The organism is Kitasatospora sp. CMC57 (assembly GCF_045866025.2).
In the GTDB taxonomy this organism is placed as follows: Bacteria; Actinomycetota; Actinomycetes; order Streptomycetales; family Streptomycetaceae; genus Kitasatospora.
On sequence record NZ_AP035881.2, the window covers coordinates 5,365,907 to 5,387,450 of the forward strand.

Consider the following 21,544-nt stretch of genomic DNA (forward strand, 5'->3'; position numbering starts at 1 on the left):
TAGGGCTTGTGCCGGGCCTGCGCCCTGCATTCGCAGGGGGCAGCGCCCGGGTGGCACCGGGCATTCCCGCTCAGCGGGTCAGCGCGGGCTCCGGCAGTTCGGCCAGCACCTCGCGGAGGTGCCGTTCCACCACCGGCAGGGCCTCGCCGACCCCGAAACCACGGCCCAGCTCGGAACTGACCGAGCCGACGCCGGCGTCCCGGATGCCACAGGGCACGATCCGGTCGAACCACGTCATGTCGGGATCGCAGTTCAGCGCGAACCCGTGCATCGTCACCCCGCGCGCCACCCGCACGCCGATCGCCGCGAGTTTGCGGTCGTCGCCGCGCTGGCCCGCGTTGGACGCCGCGTACTCCGGCCCGGCCAGCCGGGGGTCGATCCCCAGCGGCAGTCCCATCCGAAGGGTGAGTTTGCCGATCTCGATCGCCTGGGACGGATCCGGCACCGCCCCCGGGATGTCCGCACCGAGCACCCAGACCCCGCTGCGCCCCTCGATCCGGGTGGTCTTCACCCCGAACTCGCCACAGGCACGGATCAGCGCCTCCTCCAGCCGACGGACGTATGCGACCACGTCGATCGGGTCCGGCAGCTTCACGATCGGGTACCCGACCAGCTGGCCGGGGCCGTGCCAGGTGATCTCGCCGCCCCGGTTCACCTGCACCACGGGCGTGCCGTCGAGCGGGAAGTCCTCGGGGTTGGTCCGCTTCCCCGCCGTGTACACCGGCGGGTGCTCCAGCAGCAGCACGGTGTCCGGGATCTCGTCCGCGACCCGCAGCGCGTGCAGCCGCTGCTGCTCCGCCCAGGCCTCCTCGTACGGCACCGACCGCTCGCCTGTGCCCATTCGCACGAACCGCACCTGCTCGCTCACCGCTGCTCCTTGCCATGGCGTTCGAGACCAACCCCGAAACTGTACGCCTCCCGTTCGAAGCACCGGGAGCGCGGGCGGACCGAGCGCCCGCAGGGGGCTCTGCCGAGGTGCGGCTCCGCCGGCTGCCGAACGTCGCCGCCTCCTGCGGAGCTACTTCTCGGCGAGGAGTTGCAGGCGTAGCGCCAGCTGGAGCTCCAGGGAGCGTTCCGGGTGGTTCCAGTCGTGGCCGAGCAGGATCTCGACCCGGTCGAGGCGTTGGACCACGGTGTTCACGTGGACGTGCAGTTCGTCCTTGGCCCGGGTCAGGCTGCCGCCGCACTCGAAGTAGGCGCGCAGGGTACGGACCAGCTCGGTGCCCCGGCGGGCGTCGTAGTCGAGCAGCGGCCCGAGGGTGGCGCCGACGAACGCCGCGACGTCGTGGCCGTCGCCGAGCAGGACGCCGAGGAAGCCCAGGTCGGCGGCCGACGCCCCGTCACCCGACCGCCCGAGTACCCCCAACGCCCGTACGCAGCGCAGGCCCTCCGCGTACGCCGCCGCGAGCGCCACCGGACCGGCGGCGACCCGGCCGGCGCCGACCGTGACCGGGACCCCGGCCAGCCTTGCCAGCCGCTCGGCGGCCAGCCCGGCCGCGTCGCCGGGGGTGGTGGCCCCGTCCTCGGGGAGCAGCAGGACGACGGTCTCGCCGTGCTCGGCGCTGATCCCGCGTGAGCCGAACAGGTAGCGGGAGGCCGCGCCCGCGAGCCGGGCCCGGTCTGCGGCCGGGACCATGGCGACCAGCACCAGGTGGGGTCGGCCCAGGTCGACGCCGAGCCGGCGGCCCCGGGCGGTCAGTCCGGCCGGGTCGCGGTCGGGAGCGCTGAGCAGGTCGGCCAGCAGTTCGCCGCGGACCCGGTTCTCGGTCTCGGCGACGGAGCGGCGGAGCAGCAGCAGGAGCGCGGTGACCACACCGGCCCGCTCGAACAGGCGGCGGTCGGCGTCGTCCAGGTCGGGCCGGTCGTGCAGCACCATGCTGCCCAGCGGTTCCTGGCCCGCCAGCACCGCGCAGACCCAGGTGTCGCCGACCCGGACGGCGCGGCCCTCTGCGCGCGAGGCGGCGACCGCGTCCGCCAGTCCGTCGGCTCCCGGCGTGCGCCCCGCCAGTACGAGCCCCTCGGCGTCGCGTACGCCCACCTCGCCGCCGAGCAGCGCGGCCACCGCGGCGGCCACGTCGGGGACTTCGGCGCCGCGCAGCACCAGGTCGGTGAGCCGGTCGTGGGCCCGCTCGGCGCGCTGGACGGCGGCGGAGTGGGCCTGGATCACCGCGTTGGCGGTGTTCAGCTCGGCCAGCGCGGCCCGGGTGTCGGCCAGCGCCTTCGCGGTGTCCAGCGCGATCGCGGCGTGCGCGGCCAGCGTGCAGAGCAGTGCGACCTCGTCCGGGGAGAAGGCCCGGGGCGAGCGGTCGGCCGCGAACAGCACGCCGATCACCTGGCCGCCGAGCAGCAGCGGGACGCCGATGATCGCGACCAGGCCCTCGTCCAGCACCCCGGCGTCGATCTCACCGGTGTGGTGGAACCGCTCGTCGGTCCGGTAGTCCGGTGTCGCGTACGGCCTGGCGGTCTGCGCGACCAGGCCGCCCAATCCGTCGCCGAGGCTGAGCCGCAGGGTCTGGAACAGCACCGAGACCGAGCCGTCGGTGACCCGCATGTAAGTGTCCCCGGCCGCCTGGTCGGGCAGGGTCAGGTACGCCGTGTCGGTGCCGAGCAGCATCCGGGCCCGGCGGACGATCGCCTGCAGCACCGCGTCCAGGTCGCGGGAGGCGGCCAGGTCGCCTGCGGTGTCGAAGAGCGCCGTCAGTTCGGCCTCCCTGCGCCGGTGCTGACGCATCGTCCGGTGCACCCGTAGGGCCAGCCAGGTCGCGTCGTCGATCTCGGCCAGTACGGCCGTGGGCGCACCCTGGCGCCGGGCGTCGGCGAGCACCTCGGCGAAGTCCTCGGTGGCGGCGCCGGAGGCGAGCAGGTCGAGCAGTCGCCGCAGGGCGGGGGCGGCACTGGAGTGGGGGTGCTGGTCGTCCATGGTGCGGGCCATCGTGCCAGTTCTACGGGGGTGGAGGAACGTCCGGTACCGAAGCGGTACCGGACGTTCCGGGAGTGATCGTTCCGGGCGTGGTTCAGACGCTGACGGGCTGCCCGGCGGGAGCCTCGGCGTCCTCGCCGACCTCGGCCAGGTCGCGGCCCCTGGTCTCCCTGGCGCAGAGCACCGCGACCACGGTGATCACCGAGGCGATCGCCACGTAGACCGCGATCGGGGTCGAGCTGCCGTAGTCCTTGAGCAGCGCGGTGGCGATCAGCGGGGCCGGGGCGCCGGCCGCCACCGAGGCGAACTGCGAACCGATCGAGGCACCCGAGTACCGCATCCGGGTCGCGAACAGCTCGGAGAAGAAGGCCGCCTGAGGGGCGTACATCGCGCTGTGGAAGAACAGTCCGACGGTCACCGCGAGCACCATCGAGCCGAAGGTCTTGGTGTCCACCAGGCCGAAGAAGACGAACGCCCAGATCCCGACCCCGACCGCGCCGAACAGGTAGACCGGCTTGCGCCCGATCCGGTCCGAGAGCGCCCCGAACAGCGGGATCAGCGCGAACTGGACCGCCGAGGCGATCAGCACCGCGTTCAGCGCGGTCTGCTTCGGCAGGTGCACGTGGCCGACCGCGTAGGCCAGCACGAAGGTGGTCACCACGTAGTACGAGATGTTCTCCGCCATCCGCGCGCCCATCGCGGTCAGCACCTCGCGCCAGTGGTGGCGCAGCACCGCGACCAGCGGCGGCTGCTCGGGCGCCTGCGCCCTGCGGGCCTCCGAGGCGGCCAGCGCCTGCTTGAAGAGCGGCGACTCGTCCACCGCGAGCCGGATCCACAGGCCGACCATCACCAGCAGCGCGGACAGCAGGAACGGCACCCGCCAGCCCCAGGCGACGAAGTCCGCGTCGGACTGGACGGCCGTCATCAGCGAGAGCACACCGGCCGCCAGCAGGTTCCCGGCCGGCGCGCCGCCCTGCGGCCAGGAGGCCCAGAAGCCGCGCCGCTTGGCGTCCCCGTGCTCGGAGACCAGCAGCACTGCGCCGCCCCACTCCCCGCCGAGCGCGAAGCCCTGCACCAGCCGCAGCAGGGTGAGCAACACCGGTGCCAGCACGCCGACCTGGTGGTACGTCGGCAGACAGCCGATCAGGGTGGTCGAACCGCCCATCAGCAGCAGGCTCAGCACCAGCAGCCGCTTGCGGCCTATCCGGTCACCGAAGTGCCCGAAGACCAGCGCACCGAGCGGCCGGGCGGCGAAGCCGATCGCGTAGGTGAGGAAGGAGAGCAGGGTGCCGGTCAGCGGGTCGGTGTTGGGGAAGAACACCTTGTTGAAGACCAGCGCGGCGGCGGTGCCGTACAGGAAGTAGTCGTACCACTCGATCGTGGTGCCGATCAGGCTGGCGGCGACGACCTTGCGGAGCCGGGCGCCTTGGGTTCTCGCTGCGTCGGGAGAACTGGGCATGGGGTCACCTGTCTGGTTGCGGGCGGGCGGTGCAGGGGGGGGAGAGAACCGGGGATCAGTGTGCGGTCCAGCCGCCGTCGACCGGCAGGCTGGCGCCCGTGATGTAGGAGGCGTGCGGGGAGCAGAGCCAGAGGGCGAGTTGGGCCACCTCGTCGGGCTCGATGAGCCGCTTGACCGCGGTGCGGTCGAGCATGATCTGCTCCACCACCTCGTCCTCCCGGATGCCGTGCGCCAGGGCCTGGGCGGCGATCTGCTTCTCCACCAGGGCGGTGCGCACGTAGGCGGGGTTGATGCAGTTGCTGGTGACGCCGTACGGGGCACCCTCCAGGGCGACGGTCTTGCTCAGCCCCTCCAGGCCGTGTTTGGCGGTGACGTACGCCGACTTGAAGGCGCTGGCCCGCAGCCCGTGCACGGACGAGATGTTGACGACCCGTCCCCAGTCCTGCCCGTACATGTGCGGCAGGGTGCGGCGCAGGATGCGGAACGGGGCCTCCACCATCACCCGCTGGATCAGCGCGAAGCGGTCCGGCGGGAACTCGTGCACCGGCGCGACGTGCTGGAGGCCCGCGTTGTTGACGACGATGTCGGCGTCGTCGGGCAGTGCGTCCACCGCAGCCGGGTCGGAGAGGTCCGCGACGATCGCCTCGCCGCCGATCCGGGCGGCGAGTTCGTCGGCCGCCCCGGCCGCGAGGTCGACGACGTAGACCCGGGCGCCGGCGGCGGCGAAGGTCTCGGCGCAGGCCCGGCCGATCCCGGAGGCGGCGCCGGTGACCAGGGCCGTACGGCCGGCCAGCGAGCGGGGTGAAGTGGTGTCCATGGCCGAGAACGGTAGGAACCGGCGGCGCTCGCTCCCATGTGTCGGGTAGCCACAGGTCAGTGCCGTGTCATGGTGACCGCCGCCATGCGGGTAGTCGGGTCGAGGAGGCACGCACGGCCAAACACCCGCCGCAGCACCTTCCCTACAACGGGCGCCATTGCGTCACCCGTTCGGAGGATTGCCCGCCCAGATCCACCCATAGCGGCGAAATGCTCGCTACATTCACGCCGATTCCCGACAGGGGGCGCCGCTCCATGCACCGGGGGGACTGGTGAGGCGCTCGAGAGGTGTGACTGATATGCCCCAACGGCCTGCAACCGACAGCCCGGCGTACGGACCGCTCGACCCGCTCGACCCGCACCTCGATCCGCGCCTCGATCCGATCGAGGGGCCGGCCGGGGCGACACCCGGCGGGCTCCGGCAGGCGTCCGAGCCGGCGGCCGCAGCCGGTCCGTCCGAACCGACAGGCCCCGGCGCGGCAGGTCCGTCCCTGGACAAGACGCAGAACCCCCGGCTCGCCGCGCTGATCGAGGAGGCCGGCTTCTCGCACGCCGGGCTGGCCCGTCGGGTCGACCAACTCGGCCTGGAGCACGGCCTCGACCTCCGCTACGACAAGACCTCGGTGACCCGCTGGCTGCGCGGCCAGCAGCCCCGGGGCGCCACCCCCGCGCTGATCGCCGAGGTCTTCACCCGTCGGCTCGGGCGGCGGCTGACCGCGCTCGACATCGGTCTGGAGGCGTGCGCCCCGGTCTACGCGGGCCTGGAGTTCGCCGAGAGCCCGCAGGAGGCCGTGGACATCGTCGCCAGCATGTGGCACAAGGACACCGGCCAGCAGTCCGAGCTGCGCCGGATCGCCTTCACCCCGGCCGGCCTGGTGGTGCCCAGCCGGGACTGGCTGATCGGCCGCACCGACGAGCGGGTGGCCAGGGACGGGTCCGTCCCCGGTCTGCCGGGTCTGCCGGGGATGCCTGACGCCTCGTCAGGCCGTCCGCAGCCACCGGGGGTACGCTCCGGCCTGCCCGCCGCGCGGAGCGCCGTACGGGCCCCTCAGGCGGCGGGGCTGGGCCGGGTGCCGACCCAGAGCCGGGGTGCGGCGCCACAGTCCGCCCTGGAGGCCGCCGAGGCCCGTGAGCAGCGGCCCCCGCTCAGGGTCGGCCGGGGCGACATCGCCGCCATCCGGGCCGTCGGTGACCTGTTCCGCGCGCTGGACCACGCGTACGGCGGCGGCCATGCCCGCCAGGCGCTGGTCAGGTACCTGGAGAGCGAGGCCGAGCCGATGCTGCGCGGCCGGTACGGCGAGCAGATCGGCCGCGCCCTGTTCGGCGCGGTGGCGGATCTGACCCGGCTGGCGGGCTGGACCTCCTTCGACATCGCCGCACACGGCCTGGCCCAGCGGTACTTCGTCCAGGCGCTGCGGCTCTCCCAGGCGGCGGGGGACCGGGTGCTCGGCGGCTACGTGCTCACCACGATGAGCCAGCAGGCCGTCCACCTCGGCCACGGCCGGGAGGCGATCCAGCTGGCCAGGGTCGCCCAGCAGGGCGTCGGTACGGCCGCCGCGCCGACCGTGCAGGCCCTGATGCACGCCGCCGAGGCCCGTGGCCACGCGCTGCTCGGCGACGTACGCTCCTGCACCACCGCCCTGGTCCGCTGCGAGCGGGCCCTCGGCATCGCCCGCCCCAACGACGAACTGCCCTCCTGGGCCCGGTACTTCGACGAGGCGCAGCTCGCCGACGAGTTCGCGCACTGCTACCGCGACCTCCAGCAGTGGCGTCCGGCCGCCCAGCACGCCGAGAAGTCGCTGCGACTACGGGCCCCGGCCTACGCCCGCAGCCGCATCCTCTGCCGGCTGGTGCTGGCCGGCTCCCGCCTCGGCCTCGGCGAGATCGACGACGCCTGCACCCTGGCCACCGAGGCCCTGCGGGCGGCCGGAGAGATGCGCTCGGCCCGTACGGTCGAGTACCTGCGGGACTTCCACCGCCGCCTGACCCCCTACCGGGCCAACCAGTCGGCCCGCGCCTTCGACGAGGCGGCCCGGCAGTCGGGGGTGATCTGAGCCGACGTCACCCGACGGTCCGTCACCAGCTCTCCGCCCGCTCCCGGCGGCTGCCGTCCGGCGTGGGCGGGGGCGGCGGCGGTGGCTTCGCCGTGCCACCGCGCACGCGCTGGCCGAGCAGCGGCAGGATCAGGACGGAGAGCATGCCCGCGCCGACCAGGGCGGCAGCGGTGGAGGAGGGCAGTCGCCCGGCCTCCACCTCGATCGTGGTGATGACCACCACCAGCGGGAGCGCGGTGGAGCCGTACAGGCCGAGTGCGATCCGGTCCCGGCCGGGGAGCTCGGGCGGCGCCAGCAGGGTGGCCGGGACGCCCCGCAGGAGGACGAACGACAGCAGGAAGAGCGGGACCAGCAGCAGGGTGCCCGGGTCGGAGAGGAGCGCGTCGAGGTCGAAGTTCATCCCGCTGACCACGAAGAAGATCGGCACCAGGAACCCGAACCCGATGGCCTCCAACTTGGCCTCGATCACCTCCTCCTCCGCCTCGGGCACCTCGTTGAGCAGCAGGCGGGAGACGATGCCGGCCGTGAAGGCGCCGAGCAGCATGTCCAGACTGAGCGAGATGGCGGCTCCGACCATCACCGCGAGCACCAGGACGACGGTGCGGACGGCGAACTGGCCCGAGGTGCGCAGCGTCCGCCGGATCACCCGGGTCACCCACGCCGGGCGCGGGCGGCGGGCGTAACCGACGGCGACGGCGGTGATCAGGGCAAAGGCACCGAGGATGACGGCGGACTTGAGCGGACGGTTGCCGCTCAGCAGCAGGGCGATCGCGATGATCGGGCCGAACTCGCCGACCGCACCGGTGGCCATCGCCATCGAGCCGAAAGGCGTGGGCAGATCGCCGGAGTCCCGCAGGATCGGCAGGATCGTGCCGAGCGCGGTGGTGGTCAGGGCCAGGCCCACGAAGGCACCGTTCAGCGGATCGCGGTTGAACAGGGCACCGACCCCGAGGGCGATCACCAGCGTGATCGACCAGGCGGTGACGGCCCGTCCGAGCGGGCCGCCACGGAGCCGGGCGAAGTCGATCTCGTAGCCCGCGAGGAACATCAGCAACGCCAGGCCGAACTGCGACAGCGACTCCACCAGGTCACCGACCTGAGCCAGGTCCAGCACGTCCGGTCCGATCAGCACCCCGACCACGATCTCGAACACCACGGTCGGCACGGCCAGCCACCGGTACACCCGGTCCGAGAGCAGCGGCGCGGCCACTGCACAGGCGGGGATCAGCACGAGCGCGAGCGCGTCCGCCTCGTCGGCCTTCATCGGTGAAATGTCCGACTATGCGTCATCTCGACATCCTGACACGGCCGCCGCCGCTGCACGGCTCCGCCGCGTCGGGGCAGACGCTTCGCCGCCTACGGCCCAGGGGCTCGGGGCTCTGCTGACGTGCGGCTCCGCCGCGTGGGCGATGCCCACCTCTGCGAGGCGATCCATGCGCACATGGCCAGGCACGTTCGCCTTCTGCCTCGCCACCACACAACCCGAGCCCCCGCCGGAGGCGCTACGCCGCTTCGGCAGCCACCCCCACTCCCGGAACGCGCAGGTCCCGCAGCACCGCCTGGGCAGCCCGCCGCCCCGACACCAGTGCGCCCTGGACGGTGCTGGTGTCCCGGTGGTCGCCGCAGACGTACAGGCCGGCCAGCAGCCGGACCGGGCGGCGGAAGTTGTGCGGCGGCGGCATCGCCGGCACCGCGTCCGGCACGTGCCGGACCGTCAGGAACTCCCAGTGGGCCGCGGCGGAGCCGTACAGGTGCACCAGGCGGCGGCGCAGCAGCGGCTCGTACCCCGCCGGGCCGCCCTGGTCGAAGCGGCGGCGGCCCAGCACGGTGGTGGCGACCAGCGCCCGTCCCGGTGGGGCGTACGAGGGGTGCAGGTCGCTGAGCACCAGCGAGTGCGAGAGCGCCGGGCGACCCTGCGGCCGGTCGGCGTCGAGCAGCAGCAGCGGCTCGTCCAGCGGTGAGCGGTCGGCGGCGTGAAAGTACGTGGTGACGGGGTGGAAGTCCGGCACCCGCAGCCCGGGGAGCAGCAGCGCGGCCGCCTGCGCGTCGGTGGCCAGGACGACGGCGCGGGCGGCGATCCGGCCGTGTGCGGCGGTCTGCACGCCGTCGGCGGCCACCGAGGTGACGCGGACCCCGAGCCGGAGCGTTCCGGCGGGTAGGACCTCGGCCAACTGCTCGGGTACGGCGGCCAGTCCGGCCGCCGGGAGACAGAGCCGGCCACGGGCGTACGAGCGCAGCACCAGATCGGAGACCCGGCTGCTGGTGCCGAGCGCCGGGTCGCTGAGCAGGGCGCCGAGCAGCGGGCGGAGCAGGCCGTCCACGGTGCGCGAGGGCAGTCCGCGGTCGGTCAGCGCCCGGGCGGTGGTGGTCTCGGGCCGGGCCAGCAGCCGGGGCGCCGGGGTGGCGGCGAGCCTGCCGAAGGCCGAGGCCAGCCGGGCCCGGTCCAGCGGACTGCCCAGCGGGCCCCGGCCGGTGACCTGCCGGGCCGGGGTCTGTTGCGGCCCTCCGAACCGGTAGCGGCGCCCGGCGCTGTGCACCAGGACGCCGGGGGCGAGCGGGCTGAGCTCCAGCCGCTCCAGGTCGAGCGCTCGGCCGAGCTCGGGGAAGTCGGTGTTCAGCAACTGGCCGCCGTGGTCCAGCCGGAAGCCGTCCAGCTCCCGCCCGGCCGCCCGGCCGCCGATCCGGTCCGTGGCCTCCAGGACCTGGACGGTGAGGCCACGGCCGGTCAGTGCGCGGGCGGTGGCCAGCCCGGCGAGTCCGGCGCCGACCACCACGACATCCGGGTCGGACTGGTGGCGGGTACGACGGGTGAAGTCATGTGCGGGCACGAGTGTGCTCCCCTCCCTGGTCCCGGGGCTGCGGCCGGGCAGGCCGCAGGGTGCCGGGACACGGTCCGAGCATGTGATGCCCCGTCAATCCGCGGATCAGGCCGGGAGTCGGGTTCGAATCGGGAGGAGTGGGGACAGGGGGCGGGGCACGGTCACGGACTGTGCGCCGGATGAGCGCGTTCGACGGCTCTTCGGGCGCGTACGGTCACCGCATGCGTGCGGTGCGCCGTGAACCTGCTGCCGTGCGCCCCCCTGAGCCGCCCCAGGCGCCGCGCCTGCACCCGGGCAACCCGCCACCTCGGGCACCGGGCCCCGCGCCCGGTCAGACCGCCGCCCGTACCGCCGCTTCGGCGGTCGGGTGCTCGAACCGGAAGCCGGCCGCCAACAGCCGCGCCGGAACCACCCGGTGACTGCCCACCACCTCCACCGCCATCTCGCCGAGCGCCGCCTTGAGCGCGAACTCCGGCACCGCGAAGGGCGTCGGCCGGCCGAGGGCGCGCCCGAGCAGCTCGGTCAGCTCCCCGTTGGTCACCGGCGCGGGGCCCGTCAGGTTGAACGGTCCGGACAGGTCGGGGGTGTCGATCAGATAGCGCAGCGCGGCCACCTCGTCGGCCAGCGAGATCACGCTCCAGTACTGCGTGCCGTCGCCCAGCCGCCCGCCGAGGCCCAGCCGGAACAGCGGGAACAGCCGCCCGCCCGCGCCGCCCTTCGCCGAGAGCACCAGTCCGGTCCGGGCGTGCGCCACCCGGACGCCAGCCTGCTCCGCCGGGCGGGTGGCCGCCTCCCACTCCACGCAGACCCGGGCCAGGAAGTCGTGACCGGGCGGCGCATCCTCGTCGATCACCTGGTCCCCGGTCTGGCCGTAGAAGCCCACCGCCGAACCGCTGACCAGCACCCTGGGCGGTTCCTTCAGCTCGGCCAGCGCGCCGACCAGCGTCTCGGTGCCGAGCACCCGGCTGTCCCGGATCTCCTGCCGGTACGCCTCGGTCCAGCGCCGGTCGCCGACCCCGGCACCCGCCAGGTGCACCACCGCCTCGACGCCCTTGAGGCCCGCCCGGTCGATCTGCAGCCGCTGCGGGTTCCACCCCACCCCGACGGTGCCGTCCGGCTGCACCCCGGTCCTGGACCGTTGCCGCACCAACCGCACCACCTCGTGCCCGTCCGCCAACAGCGAGCGGACGAGCGCCGAACCGATCAGACCCGTGGACCCAGTCACCGCGATACGCATGACCCCATCCTGGCAGCCGACCCGCCCGTTCCCCGCTCGGGCCCGCCGAAACGGCCTGCCGAAAAGGGCGGGTCCGATCTTCGGCCGGCCGCCTACGATGACCACCATGGGAGCTAACGGCACAGCTGACCTGACGATACGTACGGCCCGGCAGGAGGACGAGCCCGAGCTCGCCCGCCTCGACCGGGCCTCCTGGTCCTGGCTCAGCGACGTTGTCCCCCAGCCCGCCCCGGACGCCGAACTCTTCGACGAACGACGCCCGCCCGAGCACTTCCTGGTGGCGGAGTCCTCGGGCCGGATCCTCGGGTACGTCCACCAGGGCCCCGCCACACCGCTGGACAGCAACCGGCACATCCGCCAGATCCAGGGCTTCGTGGTCGACCCCGAGGCCCGCGGTCAAGGCATCGGCCGCGCCCTGATCGAAGCCGCCTGCGACCACTCCCGCGCCGACGGCATCCGCCGGATGACCCTCCGGGTGCTAGCCCACAACGCCCCCGCCCGCCGCCTCTACGAACGCTGCGGCTTCGAGGTGACCGGCATCCTGCCGGAGGAGTTCTGGCTGGACGGCGCCTACGTGGACGACGTCTGGATGGGTCGCCCGCTCTGACGGAACCCGTCCGGCCCCCACCGGGCACCCTCGGTGGCCTGCACCAAAGTGCGTCGGCCCGCGATCGAGGCCGCGAGCTGACGGATCGTCAAGTACCAAGCAGCTGACGGGAAGAACGCGTGACCGGTACGGTACCGCCGTGACCTACTCGACGCCGCCCGGCTGGTACCCCGTGCTCGACCCGGGGCCGGACGGAGCTGCCCAGGAGCGTTGGTGGGACGGTGCGGCCTGGACCGCCGACGTCCGCCCGGTCCCGGCCGGGCCGGGCGTCACCTCGAAGCGCGGGGCCAGGGTCGGGCTGGTGATCGCCCTGGTGCTGGTCGTGCTGGCCGCAGGAGCGGGCGTGACGGTCTGGGCAACGCGGGGCGACGATCAGGCTTCTCCGCCGACGCTCGCGAAGAGCAGTCTCACTGCCGGCCCGAGCCCGTCGCCGAGCGCCAGCCCTACGCCGACGCCCAGCCCGACCCAGGCTCCGACCCCCACGCCCAGCCCAGCGCCGCCCAGCCTTCCCTCGCTGCCGTCGACCCGCTCGGTGCAGGAGCTGTCGCGCGGCTGGGAGGTGCCCGTCCCGTCCGGCTGGCGGATCGACGACCACGGCGACAAGGTGACCCTGCAGTTCTCCACCACGCCGTACTCCTGCGACATCGGCAGCGGCAGCTGCGTCCGGGCCAACTTCGCGGTGGTGGCCGAGCGCGCCGACGGCGCCTCCGCCCAGGCGGTGGCCCGGGCGGAGATGGCCACCCACGCGCCGACCCTGTACGGGGACCTCACCTCGACCCGCACCGTGGTCTCGGCCCCGGTGACGGTGGCGGGTGTGACCGGCTACGCCGAGCGGTGGCGGGTGGAGCCGGTGAAGGGCGTCCCCGGCTACGTCCTGGTGGTGGCGGTCCGGGCGGCCGGCGGCGGCTTCACCGTGCTGGTCGGTTCGACGGACGAACACCCGGACGCCCCCAAGCCCGAACTGCTCGACCAACTGGTCGCCGCCATCCGCCCCCTGCCCGGCAGCACCGGGGGAACCACCGGCACGTCCGTCTAGGGCGCCCGGCAGGATCGCCGGACAGCCCTGGGACGTACCGTCAGCCCGCCGCCTTGGCCCGGTGGACGAACTCCGTGATCAGCGCCGGGTCCTTGACCCCGCGCTGCACCTCGACCCCGCTGGAGACGTCCACGCCCCACGGCCGGGCGGCCGCGATCGCCTCGGCCACGTTGGCCGGGCCGAGCCCGCCCGCCAGCAGCCACGAGCCGCCCGGCGGATTGGCGCCCAGCTCGGACCAGTCCCACGGCTCGCCCGAACCGGGCACCGGCGAGTCCAGGATCAGCAGGTCCTCGCCGAAGTCACCGCAGACCGCACCCGCCCCGACGGCCGCCGAGGTGGCCCGGACCAGCCGCAGCCCCAGGTCCCGCAGCTCGGCGAAGGCCGCGGGCGGATGGTCACCGTGCAGCTGGACGGCGCCCACCCCGGCCGCCGTCGCGGCCCGCCGGACCTCGTCCGACGGCTCCCGGCCGAACACCGCCACCGTCAGCACCCCGGTCGGCACCTGCTCGGCCAGCCGACGGGCGGCCGCAGGGTCGATCCGGCGGGGGCTCTCGGTGAGCACGAAGCCGATCGCGTCGGCACCGGCCGCGACGGCGGCCGCGACGTCCTGCGCGGTGCTCAGACCGCAGATCTTCACGAACACTGTCCCGATGTCTCCTGCTCAGGCGGCAACCGGCCGGGGCCGCGTCCGGGCCCCGACCCGAGTACGGTACGCGCCCGACCCCACCTCCGGCACCACCCCCGCCTGAGCCGCCGTCAGCGCTCGTACAGCTCCCAGAGCCGGGGGAACCGTTTCGCCATCTCCTCGGCGTCCTCGAAGTCGAAGCTGTCGCCCTCCGGACGCCGGGGCTGCGCGGTGCCGAGGTCCGGCAGCGGCAGGCCGGTCAGCTGCTCGTGCGCCTCGTCGGCGGCGTAGCCGAGGTCCTCGGCATCGCCGTCCTCCTCCTCGTCGAAGTCCGGCACCAGCTCCGCCAGGGCGTCCGGGTCGTGCAGCGCGCCCTCGAAGACCTCCCGGCCCTGGCTGATCAGCCAGCACCGGAAGAAGTCGAAGGTGTCCTCCGAGGCGCCGTCCAGCATCAGGTGGGCCGCGCCCCAGAGGTCGTACCGGTAGGCCCGCTGGAACCGCGCCTCGAACAGCCGGGCGAAGTCCACCACGTCATCCGGCGTCAGCTGGGCCAGCCGTTCGACCAGTGCCTCGGCCTGGTCGTCCGGATCGCCCTCGGCCGCGTCCCGGCTCTCGTCGATCAGTTGCCAGAAGTCCGTCTCGTACATCACCGCTCCAGCATCGCCGCTCGGCCGGTCTCCCGCACGCGAGGCGGCCCGCGAAACGCGGAAACCCCGCGCCGTCCGGGTGGACGACGCGGGGTTCCGACGGGAACTGACGGCCTTACAGACCGAGCTCGACCTCGAACTCGGCGGCTTCCAGGATCTCCTTGACGGCGACCAGGTAGCGGGCGGCGTCCGCGCCGTCCACCAGGCGGTGGTCGTAGGAGAGCGACAGGTACGTCATGTCCCGGATGCCGATGGCGGTGCCGCCGTCGGACTCGATGACGACCGGACGCTTGACGGTGGCGCCGATGCCCAGGATGGCGGCCTGGTTCGGCGGCACGACCACTGTGTCGAACAGCGCACCGCGCGAGCCGGTGTTGCTGATGGTGAAGGTGGCGCCGGACAGCTCGTCCGGGCTGATCTTGTTGCCGCGGACCTTGCCGGCCAGCTCGGCGGTCTTCTTCGAGATACCGGCGAGGTTGAGGTCGCCCGCACCCTTGATGACCGGGGTCATCAGACCCTTCTCCGAGTCCACCGCGATACCGATGTTCTCGGAGTCGAAGTAGGTGATGGTGCCTTCGCCCTCGTTGATCCGGGCGTTGATGACCGGGTTCGTCTTGAGCGCCTGGGCGGCGGCCTTGACGAAGAACGGCATCGGGGACAGCTTCACGCCCTCGCGGGCCAGGAAGGCGTCCTTGGCCTTGCCGCGCATGGACATCACCTTGGTGACGTCCACCTCGACCACGGTGGTGAGCTGGGCCTGCTCGTGCAGGGCCTTCATCATGTTGTCGCCGATGACCTTGCGCATGCGGGTCATCTTGACCGTCTGACCGCGCAGCGGGGACGGCGCGGCGGCAGCGGCCTTCGGCGCGGCGGCCGGAGCGGCCACCGGAGCCGGGACGGCCTTCGCGGCCTCGGCGGCGGCGATCACGTCCTGCTTGCGGATGCGCCCGCCGACACCGGAGCCGGTGACGGAGGAGAGCGCGACACCCTGCTCGGCCGCGAGCTTGCGGACCAGCGGGGTGACGTAGGCATCCGAACCGTCGGCAGCCGGGGCGACCGGGGCAGCGGCGACCGGGGCCGGCGCGGCCACGGGCGCCGGAGCGGGCGCCGGGGCAGCGGCCACGGGGGCCGGAGCAGCCACCGGAGCGGGCGCCGGGGTCGGGGCCGGAGCGGCGACCGGGGCCGGAGCGGGGACCGGAGCCTCGGCGACCGGCGCGGGGGCCGGGGCGGCCGGAGCAGCGGCGGCGGCCGGAGCCGCACCCGCCGCGCCGATCAGCGCGAGCTGGGCGCCGACCATGGCGGTCTCGTCCTCGCCGACCAGGATCTTCACCAGCACACCGGCGACCGGCGACGGGATCTCGGTGTCGACCTTGTCCGTGGAGACCTCGAGCAGCGGCTCGTCGACCTCGACGGTCTCGCCCTCGGCCTTGAGCCAGCGGGTGATGGTGCCCTCGGCGACCGACTCGCCCAGGGCGGGGAGCAGCACCGGGGTGGCGTCGGCGGCGGGGGCGGCAGCGGCCGGAGCGGCGGCCGGGGCCTCCGCGGCGGGAGCGGCGGCGGGCGCCTCGGCGACCGGGGCCGGGGCGGCCGGAGCGGCCTCCGCGACCGGGGCCGCGGCGGCGGCCGGCGCACCGGAGCCGTCGTCGATGATGGCCAGCTCGGCGCCGACCGCGACCGTCTCGTCCTCGCCGACCTTGATGGAGGCCAGGATGCCCGAGGCGGGAGCCGGGATCTCGGTGTCTACCTTGTCGGTCGAGACCTCGAGCAGCGGCTCGTCGACCTCGACCCGGTCACCCTCGGCCTTCAGCCAGCGGGTGACGGTGCCTTCGGAAACGCTCTCGCCCAGCGCGGGCAGTGTTACTGAGACCGCCATGGTTTCAGCGACTCCTATCAAGTCTTGCGTACAGGAATGGGTGAACTGCCGGGGTTGAGCGCGGATCAGTCGTGCGCGTGCAGCGCCTTGCCGGCCAGCGCCAGGTGCGCCTCGCCGAGCGCCTCGGACTGCGACGGGTGCGCGTGGATGAGCTGCGCGACCTCGGAGGGCAGCGCCTCCCAGTTGTAGATCAGCTGGGCTTCGCCGACCTGCTCACCCATGCGGGCGCCGACCATGTGGACACCCACCACGGCGCCGTCCTTGACCTGGACGAGCTTGATCTCGCCGGCGGTCTTGAGGATCTTGCTCTTGCCGTTGCCGGCCAGGCTGTACTTGAGCGTGACGACCTTGTCCTTGCCGTACAGCTCGACGGCCTTGGCCTCGGTGATGCCGACGGAGGCAACCTCCGGGTTGCAGTAGGTCACCCGCGGCACACCGTCGTAGTCGATCGGCACGGCCTTGAGGCCGGCCAGCCGCTCCGCCACCAGGATGCCCTCGGCGAAGCCGACGTGGGCCAGCTGCAGGGTCGGGACCAGGTCGCCGACGGCCGAGATGGTCGGCACGTTGGTGCGCATGTACTCGTCGACCAGGACGTAGCCGCGGTCCATCGCGACCCCGGCCTCCTCGTAGCCGAGACCGGCCGAGACCGGCCCGCGGCCGATGGCGACCAGCAGCAGGTCGGCGTCGATCTGCTTGCCGTTCTCGGTGGAGACCCGCACGCCGTCCTGGGTGTACTCGACACCGGAGAAGCGGGCCTTCAGCTCGAACTTGATGCCACGCTTGCGGAAGGCGCGCTCCAGCAGCTTGGAGGAGTTCTCGTCCTCCAGCGGAGCCAGGTGCGGCAGGGCCTCGACGATGGTGACGTCGACGCCGAAGGACTTCCAGACCGAGGCGAACTCGACACCGATCACGCCGCCGCCGAGGATGACGGCCGACTTCGGGATGCGGTCGAGCTTGAGCGCGTGGTCCGAGGAGATCACGCGGTCGCCGTCGATGTTCAGGCCGGGGATCGACTTTGGCACCGAGCCGGTGGCGAGGACGATGTGACGGCCCTCGACCCGCTGGCCGTTGACGTCCACCGAGGTCTGCGAGGAGAGCCGACCCTCGCCCTGGATGAAGGTGACCTTGCGGGAGGCCACCAGGCCCTGCAGGCCCTTGTACAGGCCGGCGATCACGTCGTCCTTGTACTTGTGGACGCCGTTGATGTCGATGCCCTGGAACGTGGCCAGGACGCCGAACTCGGCGGCTTCCTTGGTCTCGTCGGCGATCTCGGCCGCGTGCAGCAGGGCCTTGGTCGGGATGCAGCCGCGGTGAAGGCAGGTGCCGCCCAGCTCACCCTTCTCGATCAGCGCAACGCTCAGACCCAGCTGCGCTGCACGGAGCGCCGCGGCGTAACCGCCGCTTCCGCCTCCGAGAATGACTACGTCGAAAACGGTGCTGGCGTCGTTCGCCACGTCACGTCCTCCATGCAAAGGGGTGCGGTTCGCCGGGCCGGTCGCGGTCCGGTGGGGCAGGGCACCCTCGTAAGGCGCCCAGTCGTCCGGGAGTACATCCTCGCACTTGTTCGCGGCGGCTGGTGTCCGGGGCCGCCCCGGACAACTCGGCCGATTGCCGGGAGGGCGGTCGGATGTCCCGTACGTCAGGGTATATCCGCAGCTCACAGCCGTGTGACCAGTTGGGAGAGGGCGGCTCCGGCGGCTCCGCCGAGCGAGCTGTTCCACCGTACGGAACAAAGTTTCGCCCGCGGCGAACACGCGTTGTCAGAAACGGTCGGATCCACTACCGGCGGGTAACCGCAAAAAAGCGGGGCCCGGCACCGAGTGGTGCCGGGCCCCGCCTGAGCTCAGGAGGCTCAGACCGCGCCGTTGGCGGCGGTCTCCTCGGCGAACCGGACCAGCGTGCGGATCGCACTGCCGGTGCCGCCGCGGGGGGTGTAGCCGTGCGGAGCGCCCTCGTGGAAGGCCGGGCCCGCGATGTCCAGGTGCGCCCAGTCGATGCCCTCGGCGACGAACTCCTTCAGGAAAAGACCGGCCACCAGGCCGCCACCCATCCGCTCACCCATGTTGGCGAGGTCGGCGATGGTGGTCTCGGTCATGCCCTTGCGGAGCTCGACCGGCAGCGGCATCGGCCAGGACTGCTCGCCGGCCGCCTCGGCGGTGGCGTGCAGGCGGTCGCGCAGCTCGTCGGAGTTGGCCATCACGCCGAAGATCCGGTTGCCCAGGGCCAGCACCATCGCACCGGTCAGGGTGGCGACGTCCACGATCACGTCGGGCTGCTCCTCGCCGGCCCGGACGATCGCGTCGGCCAGCACCAGGCGGCCCTCGGCGTCGGTGTTCAGCACCTCGACGGTCTTGCCGCCGTACATCCGCAGCACGTCGCCGGGGCGGGTGGCGGTGCCGGACGGCATGTTCTCGGCGAGCGCGAGCCAGGCGGTGACGTTGACCTGGAGGCCGAGGCGCTTGGCCGCGACCACGGTGGCGAACACGGCGGCGGCGCCGGCCATGTCGCACTTCATGGTCTCGTTGTGCCCGGCCGGCTTCAGCGAGATGCCGCCCGAGTCGTAGGTGATGCCCTTGCCGACGAAGGCAAGGGTGGCCTTGGCCTTCGGGTGGGTGTACGCCACCTTCACCAGTCGGGGCGGGTTGGCCGAGCCGGTGCCGACGCCGAGCAGGCCACCGAAGCCGCCCTTGGTCAGCGCCTTCTCGTCCAGCACCTCGAACTTGAGGCCGTGTTCCTTGGCGGCCTCCTGCGCGATCGCGGCGAAGGACTTCGGGTTGAGGTCGTTCGGCGCCGCGTTGACCAGGTCGCGGGCGCGGTTGATCTCCTCGCCGACGGCGGTGGCGCGCTCGACCGCGGCCTTGGCGTTCTTGCTGCCCTTGCGGTCGGCGAGCACGATCAGCTCGCCGACCGGGGCCTTGCCGTCGCCGTTGCGGTAGGTGCTGTAGGAGTACGAGCCGAGCAGCGCGCCGAGCGCGACGGCCTCGATCTCCTCGGCGGAGGCGGCCGGCAGCGCCAGTGCGGCCTTCTTGGCACCCGCGAGGGTGCGGGCGGCGACGCCGGCCGCCTTGCGGAGGGTCTCCAGCGAGTGGCCCTGCTCGGCCTCGCCGAGGCCGACCGCCAGCACGAGGGGAGCCTTGACGCCTGCGGGAGCGGGAAGCTTGACCGCCTCGCCCTCGGCACCCGTCGCGCCCAGGGTGGCGAGCAGCTCGGCCAGCTTGCCGTCGAACGCCTCGGCCACGGCCTCCGCGCCGGACGCGAGCAGCAGGCCCTTCGGGCCCTTGGCCACGCCGATCACCAGGGCGTCCGCGCGCAGCGAGGCGGCGGAGGAGGTGCTCACAGACAGTGCAGTCACAAAACGATCCTGTTCTTTAGCGGTCCAAGCCTGGTGCGGCGCCGGTGCCGCACCGGCAACGACCCCGGGTGTGCTCCGCTGGAACAGGGCGCAGGGGTCACGGTGCTCACCGCATGGTAGTCCGCATGCTGGGATGCTGCGGCCCCGACCGCCCCTTTGATCCGGTAACGGTGCGTGAGCGGGAGACAACAGCCTTTCCTGGCAGGGGAGTTGACAGTTTGTCCGGATCGCGTCAACAGAGTGCGAGGGCGACCAGGGCCCCGGTGGCAGCCGTCTCCGCCGTCGCGCCGAGGACGTCTCCGGTGATGCCGCCGAACCGCCGGACGCAGCGGCGCAGCAGGAGCTGACCGCAGCCCAGACCCACGGCCAGCGCCAGCGGGTGCCACGGCGAGATCCAGCCGAGCGCGAACGCCACCGCTGCCGACACCCCCAGCGCGGCGGGCCAGGGCACGGTACCTGCGACCATCGCGCCGAGGCCGCCCGGCCGGGCCGCCGGTACGGAGCGCAGGCAGCCCCAGGTCAGCGCCGACCGGGCGGCCAGCGCGGCGGTCAGCACGGCGGCGGCGCCGCGCCAGAGCGAGACCTCGAACTGACCGGCCAGCGCGGCGATCTGAGCCAACAGCACCAGCAGCAGCGTCAGCACGCCGAACGGGCCGATGTCCGACTGCTTCATGATCCGCAGCGCGTCCTCGGCGGACTTCCCGCTGCCTAGCCCGTCCGCCACGTCCGCCAGGCCGTCCAGGTGCAGTCCGCGGGTCAGCCCGGCCAGGACGGCCACCGCCGCCACCGCGCCGAGCAGCGGTCCGCCGCGCCAGGCGAGCAGGGCACCCGCCCCGGCTGCGAGGGCCCCGAGCACCAGCCCGACCACCGGCGCGGCCACCATCGCCCGCCCCCCGGTCTCCCGGTCCCAGCGGTCCACCCGGACCCGCAGCACCGACAGGGTGCCGAAGGCGAACCGCAGGCCGTCGGGCAACTCAGCCCCGGTTGAGCAGTTCGGCGGCGGTCGGCAGCCGGGGCGGCTCGACCGGGCCGCGCTCGGCCACGGTCATGGCCGGTACGTCCGAGGGCTCGGCCAGGGTGTCGGCAGCGGCCTGCAGCAGCGGCAGCGCGAGCAGGGCGCCGACGCCCTCGCCCATCGAGATCCCGAGGCCCTGAAGGGGCGTCAGGGTCAGCCGGTCGTAAGCCTTCGCCTGGGCGGGCTCGCCGGTGGACTGTCCGGCCCGCCACCACTCGGGGGCCCGGAACGCGATCCGCTGGGCGACCAGCGCGCAGGCGGCCGAGACCACGCCGTCCAGCACCACGGGCAGCTTGCGGGCGGCGGCCTGGAGCAGGAAGCCGGTGACGGCGGCGAAGTCCGCACCGCCGACGGCGGCGAGCAGCGCGAGCTGGTCGCCGAGCACCGGGCGGGCCCGGCGCAGCGCGTCGCGGACGGCGGCGCACTTCACCATCCAGGTACGGTCGTCGATCCCCGACCCCCGGCCGGTGACGGCCGCCGCGTCGGTCCCGCAGAGCGCGCCGACCAGGACGGCCGCCACGGTGGTCGAGCCGACCCCGAGGTCGCCGAGCACCACCAGGTCGGTCCCGGCGTCGGCCTCCTCGTCGGCGACGGCCATTCCGGCCCGGAACGCCTCGACGGCCTCGGCCTCGGTGAGCGCGTCCTCCAGGTCGATCCGGCCGGAGCCCCGGCGGACCCGGAAGCGGCTGACCTCGGCCGGGAACTCGGAGGGATCGGCGTCCAGGCCGACGTCCACCACCCGCAGCCCGGCGCCGTACCGGCGGGCCAGCACGGCCACCGGGGCGGTGCCGTCCAGCACGGCGTGCACCCGGCGGGCGGTCCCGCCGAGCGCGGGCAGCCGGGAGACGCCGGCCGAGGCGATCCCGTGGTCCGCGGCGAACAGCACCACCTTGGCGGCGGTCAGCGGCCGGACCGGCGCGCCGCCCTGTACGGAGGCGAGCCAGCTGCCCAGTTCCTCCAGCTGCCCGAGGCCGCCGCGCGGCTTGTCGAGTTGCTGCCAGCGCTCCTCGCCGGCCCGGCGAGCGCTCTCGTCGGGGCGCTCCACGAGCGAGGAGAAAGTGTCGAGATCCACGGTGGTGTCCAT

17 protein-coding genes are annotated in these 21,544 nt (G+C 73.5%); 3 read left to right on the top strand and 14 right to left on the bottom strand.

Features of this window, described 5'->3' with window-relative positions; translation table 11 throughout:
• Positions 1-70 precede the first annotated feature (70 nt).
• The 4 genes from lipB to ACKUU6_RS24040 form a co-directional block, all read right to left on the bottom strand.
• Positions 71-841, bottom strand: coding sequence for a lipoyl(octanoyl) transferase LipB (gene lipB, locus ACKUU6_RS24025; RefSeq protein ID WP_407992214.1), 771 nt, complete (start codon positions 839-841; stop codon positions 71-73).
• Between the two features lie 177 nt (positions 842-1,018).
• Positions 1,019-2,932: a helix-turn-helix domain-containing protein gene (locus tag ACKUU6_RS24030; protein WP_407990635.1), complete on the bottom strand. Its 1,914-nt coding sequence runs from the start codon at positions 2,930-2,932 to the stop codon at positions 1,019-1,021.
• An 82-nt stretch (positions 2,933-3,014) separates the two neighbouring features.
• Positions 3,015-4,379 carry an MFS transporter gene (locus ACKUU6_RS24035; protein WP_407990636.1) on the bottom strand — a complete coding sequence of 455 codons (1,365 nt, stop codon included), beginning with the start codon at positions 4,377-4,379 and terminating at the stop codon, positions 3,015-3,017.
• A 55-nt stretch (positions 4,380-4,434) separates the two neighbouring features.
• Positions 4,435-5,196 (bottom strand): 3-hydroxybutyrate dehydrogenase, encoded by a 762-nt coding sequence (locus ACKUU6_RS24040; protein ID WP_407990637.1) that lies wholly within the window; start codon positions 5,194-5,196, stop codon positions 4,435-4,437.
• A gap of 298 nt (positions 5,197-5,494) precedes the next feature.
• Here ACKUU6_RS24040 and ACKUU6_RS24045 point away from each other — a divergent pair, with 298 nt between their 5' ends.
• Entirely contained in the window at positions 5,495-7,249 is a 1,755-nt protein-coding gene (locus ACKUU6_RS24045) for a regulator (protein WP_407990638.1), read from the top strand.
• A gap of 22 nt (positions 7,250-7,271) precedes the next feature.
• Here ACKUU6_RS24045 and ACKUU6_RS24050 read toward each other — a convergent pair whose 3' ends face one another.
• From ACKUU6_RS24050 to ACKUU6_RS24060, 3 genes are all read right to left on the bottom strand, one after another.
• Positions 7,272-8,513, bottom strand: coding sequence for a cation:proton antiporter (locus tag ACKUU6_RS24050; protein ID WP_407990639.1), 1,242 nt, complete (start codon positions 8,511-8,513; stop codon positions 7,272-7,274).
• A gap of 238 nt (positions 8,514-8,751) precedes the next feature.
• On the bottom strand, positions 8,752-10,119 hold the full coding sequence (locus tag ACKUU6_RS24055) for an NAD(P)/FAD-dependent oxidoreductase (protein ID WP_407992215.1): 1,368 nt from the start codon (positions 10,117-10,119) through the stop codon (positions 8,752-8,754).
• Between the two features lie 280 nt (positions 10,120-10,399).
• The gene (locus tag ACKUU6_RS24060; RefSeq protein ID WP_407990640.1) at positions 10,400-11,305 is read right to left on the bottom strand and encodes a TIGR01777 family oxidoreductase; all 906 of its coding nucleotides are present in this window, start codon (positions 11,303-11,305) and stop codon (positions 10,400-10,402) included.
• Positions 11,306-11,411: 106 nt separating this feature from the next.
• Between ACKUU6_RS24060 and ACKUU6_RS24065 the strand changes: the two genes are divergently transcribed.
• Together ACKUU6_RS24065 and ACKUU6_RS24070 are read left to right on the top strand one after the other, a co-directional pair.
• On the top strand, positions 11,412-11,912 hold the full coding sequence (locus tag ACKUU6_RS24065) for a GNAT family N-acetyltransferase (RefSeq protein WP_407990641.1): 501 nt from the start codon (positions 11,412-11,414) through the stop codon (positions 11,910-11,912).
• Positions 11,913-12,051: 139 nt separating this feature from the next.
• The gene (locus ACKUU6_RS24070) at positions 12,052-12,948 is read left to right on the top strand and encodes a DUF2510 domain-containing protein (RefSeq protein WP_407990642.1); all 897 of its coding nucleotides are present in this window, start codon (positions 12,052-12,054) and stop codon (positions 12,946-12,948) included.
• Positions 12,949-12,988: 40 nt separating this feature from the next.
• Here ACKUU6_RS24070 and ACKUU6_RS24075 read toward each other — a convergent pair whose 3' ends face one another.
• The 7 genes from ACKUU6_RS24075 to cobT form a co-directional block, all read right to left on the bottom strand.
• A complete protein-coding gene (locus ACKUU6_RS24075) occupies positions 12,989-13,600 on the bottom strand; it encodes a phosphoribosylanthranilate isomerase (protein ID WP_407992216.1) in 612 nt (203 codons plus the stop codon).
• A gap of 104 nt (positions 13,601-13,704) precedes the next feature.
• Entirely contained in the window at positions 13,705-14,220 is a 516-nt protein-coding gene (locus ACKUU6_RS24080) for a DUF4240 domain-containing protein (RefSeq protein WP_407990643.1), read from the bottom strand.
• A 115-nt stretch (positions 14,221-14,335) separates the two neighbouring features.
• Positions 14,336-16,093 (bottom strand): 2-oxoglutarate dehydrogenase, E2 component, dihydrolipoamide succinyltransferase, encoded by a 1,758-nt coding sequence (sucB, locus tag ACKUU6_RS24085; protein WP_407990644.1) that lies wholly within the window; start codon positions 16,091-16,093, stop codon positions 14,336-14,338.
• Between the two features lie 65 nt (positions 16,094-16,158).
• Positions 16,159-17,547 carry a dihydrolipoyl dehydrogenase gene (gene lpdA, locus ACKUU6_RS24090; protein ID WP_407990645.1) on the bottom strand — a complete coding sequence of 463 codons (1,389 nt, stop codon included), beginning with the start codon at positions 17,545-17,547 and terminating at the stop codon, positions 16,159-16,161.
• 398 nt (positions 17,548-17,945) lie between these two features.
• Entirely contained in the window at positions 17,946-19,445 is a 1,500-nt protein-coding gene (locus tag ACKUU6_RS24095; RefSeq protein WP_407990646.1) for a leucyl aminopeptidase, read from the bottom strand.
• 232 nt (positions 19,446-19,677) lie between these two features.
• A complete protein-coding gene (locus tag ACKUU6_RS24100; RefSeq protein ID WP_407990647.1) occupies positions 19,678-20,418 on the bottom strand; it encodes an adenosylcobinamide-GDP ribazoletransferase in 741 nt (246 codons plus the stop codon).
• A gap of 1 nt (position 20,419) precedes the next feature.
• Positions 20,420-21,544 (bottom strand): nicotinate-nucleotide--dimethylbenzimidazole phosphoribosyltransferase, encoded by a 1,125-nt coding sequence (gene cobT / locus ACKUU6_RS24105; protein WP_407990648.1) that lies wholly within the window; start codon positions 21,542-21,544, stop codon positions 20,420-20,422.

Bases quoted from the DNA above. Each gene is read 5' to 3' on its own strand.
- ACKUU6_RS24080 (WP_407990643.1), bottom strand. From the start codon at position 14,220: ATGTACGAGACGGACTTCTGGCAACTGATCGACGAGAGCCGGGACGCG.
- sucB (WP_407990644.1), bottom strand. From the start codon at position 16,093: ATGGCGGTCTCAGTAACACTGCCCGCGCTGGGCGAGAGCGTTTCCGAA.
- cobT (WP_407990648.1), bottom strand. From the start codon at position 21,544: ATGGACACCACCGTGGATCTCGACACTTTCTCCTCGCTCGTGGAGCGC.
- ACKUU6_RS24040 (WP_407990637.1), bottom strand. From the start codon at position 5,196: ATGGACACCACTTCACCCCGCTCGCTGGCCGGCCGTACGGCCCTGGTC.
- lipB (WP_407992214.1), bottom strand. From the start codon at position 841: ATGGGCACAGGCGAGCGGTCGGTGCCGTACGAGGAGGCCTGGGCGGAG.
- ACKUU6_RS24030 (WP_407990635.1), bottom strand. From the start codon at position 2,932: ATGGCCCGCACCATGGACGACCAGCACCCCCACTCCAGTGCCGCCCCC.
- ACKUU6_RS24065 (WP_407990641.1), top strand. From the start codon at position 11,412: ATGGGAGCTAACGGCACAGCTGACCTGACGATACGTACGGCCCGGCAG.
- ACKUU6_RS24060 (WP_407990640.1), bottom strand. From the start codon at position 11,305: ATGCGTATCGCGGTGACTGGGTCCACGGGTCTGATCGGTTCGGCGCTC.
- ACKUU6_RS24050 (WP_407990639.1), bottom strand. From the start codon at position 8,513: ATGAAGGCCGACGAGGCGGACGCGCTCGCGCTCGTGCTGATCCCCGCC.
- ACKUU6_RS24045 (WP_407990638.1), top strand. From the start codon at position 5,495: ATGCCCCAACGGCCTGCAACCGACAGCCCGGCGTACGGACCGCTCGAC.
- ACKUU6_RS24035 (WP_407990636.1), bottom strand. From the start codon at position 4,379: ATGCCCAGTTCTCCCGACGCAGCGAGAACCCAAGGCGCCCGGCTCCGC.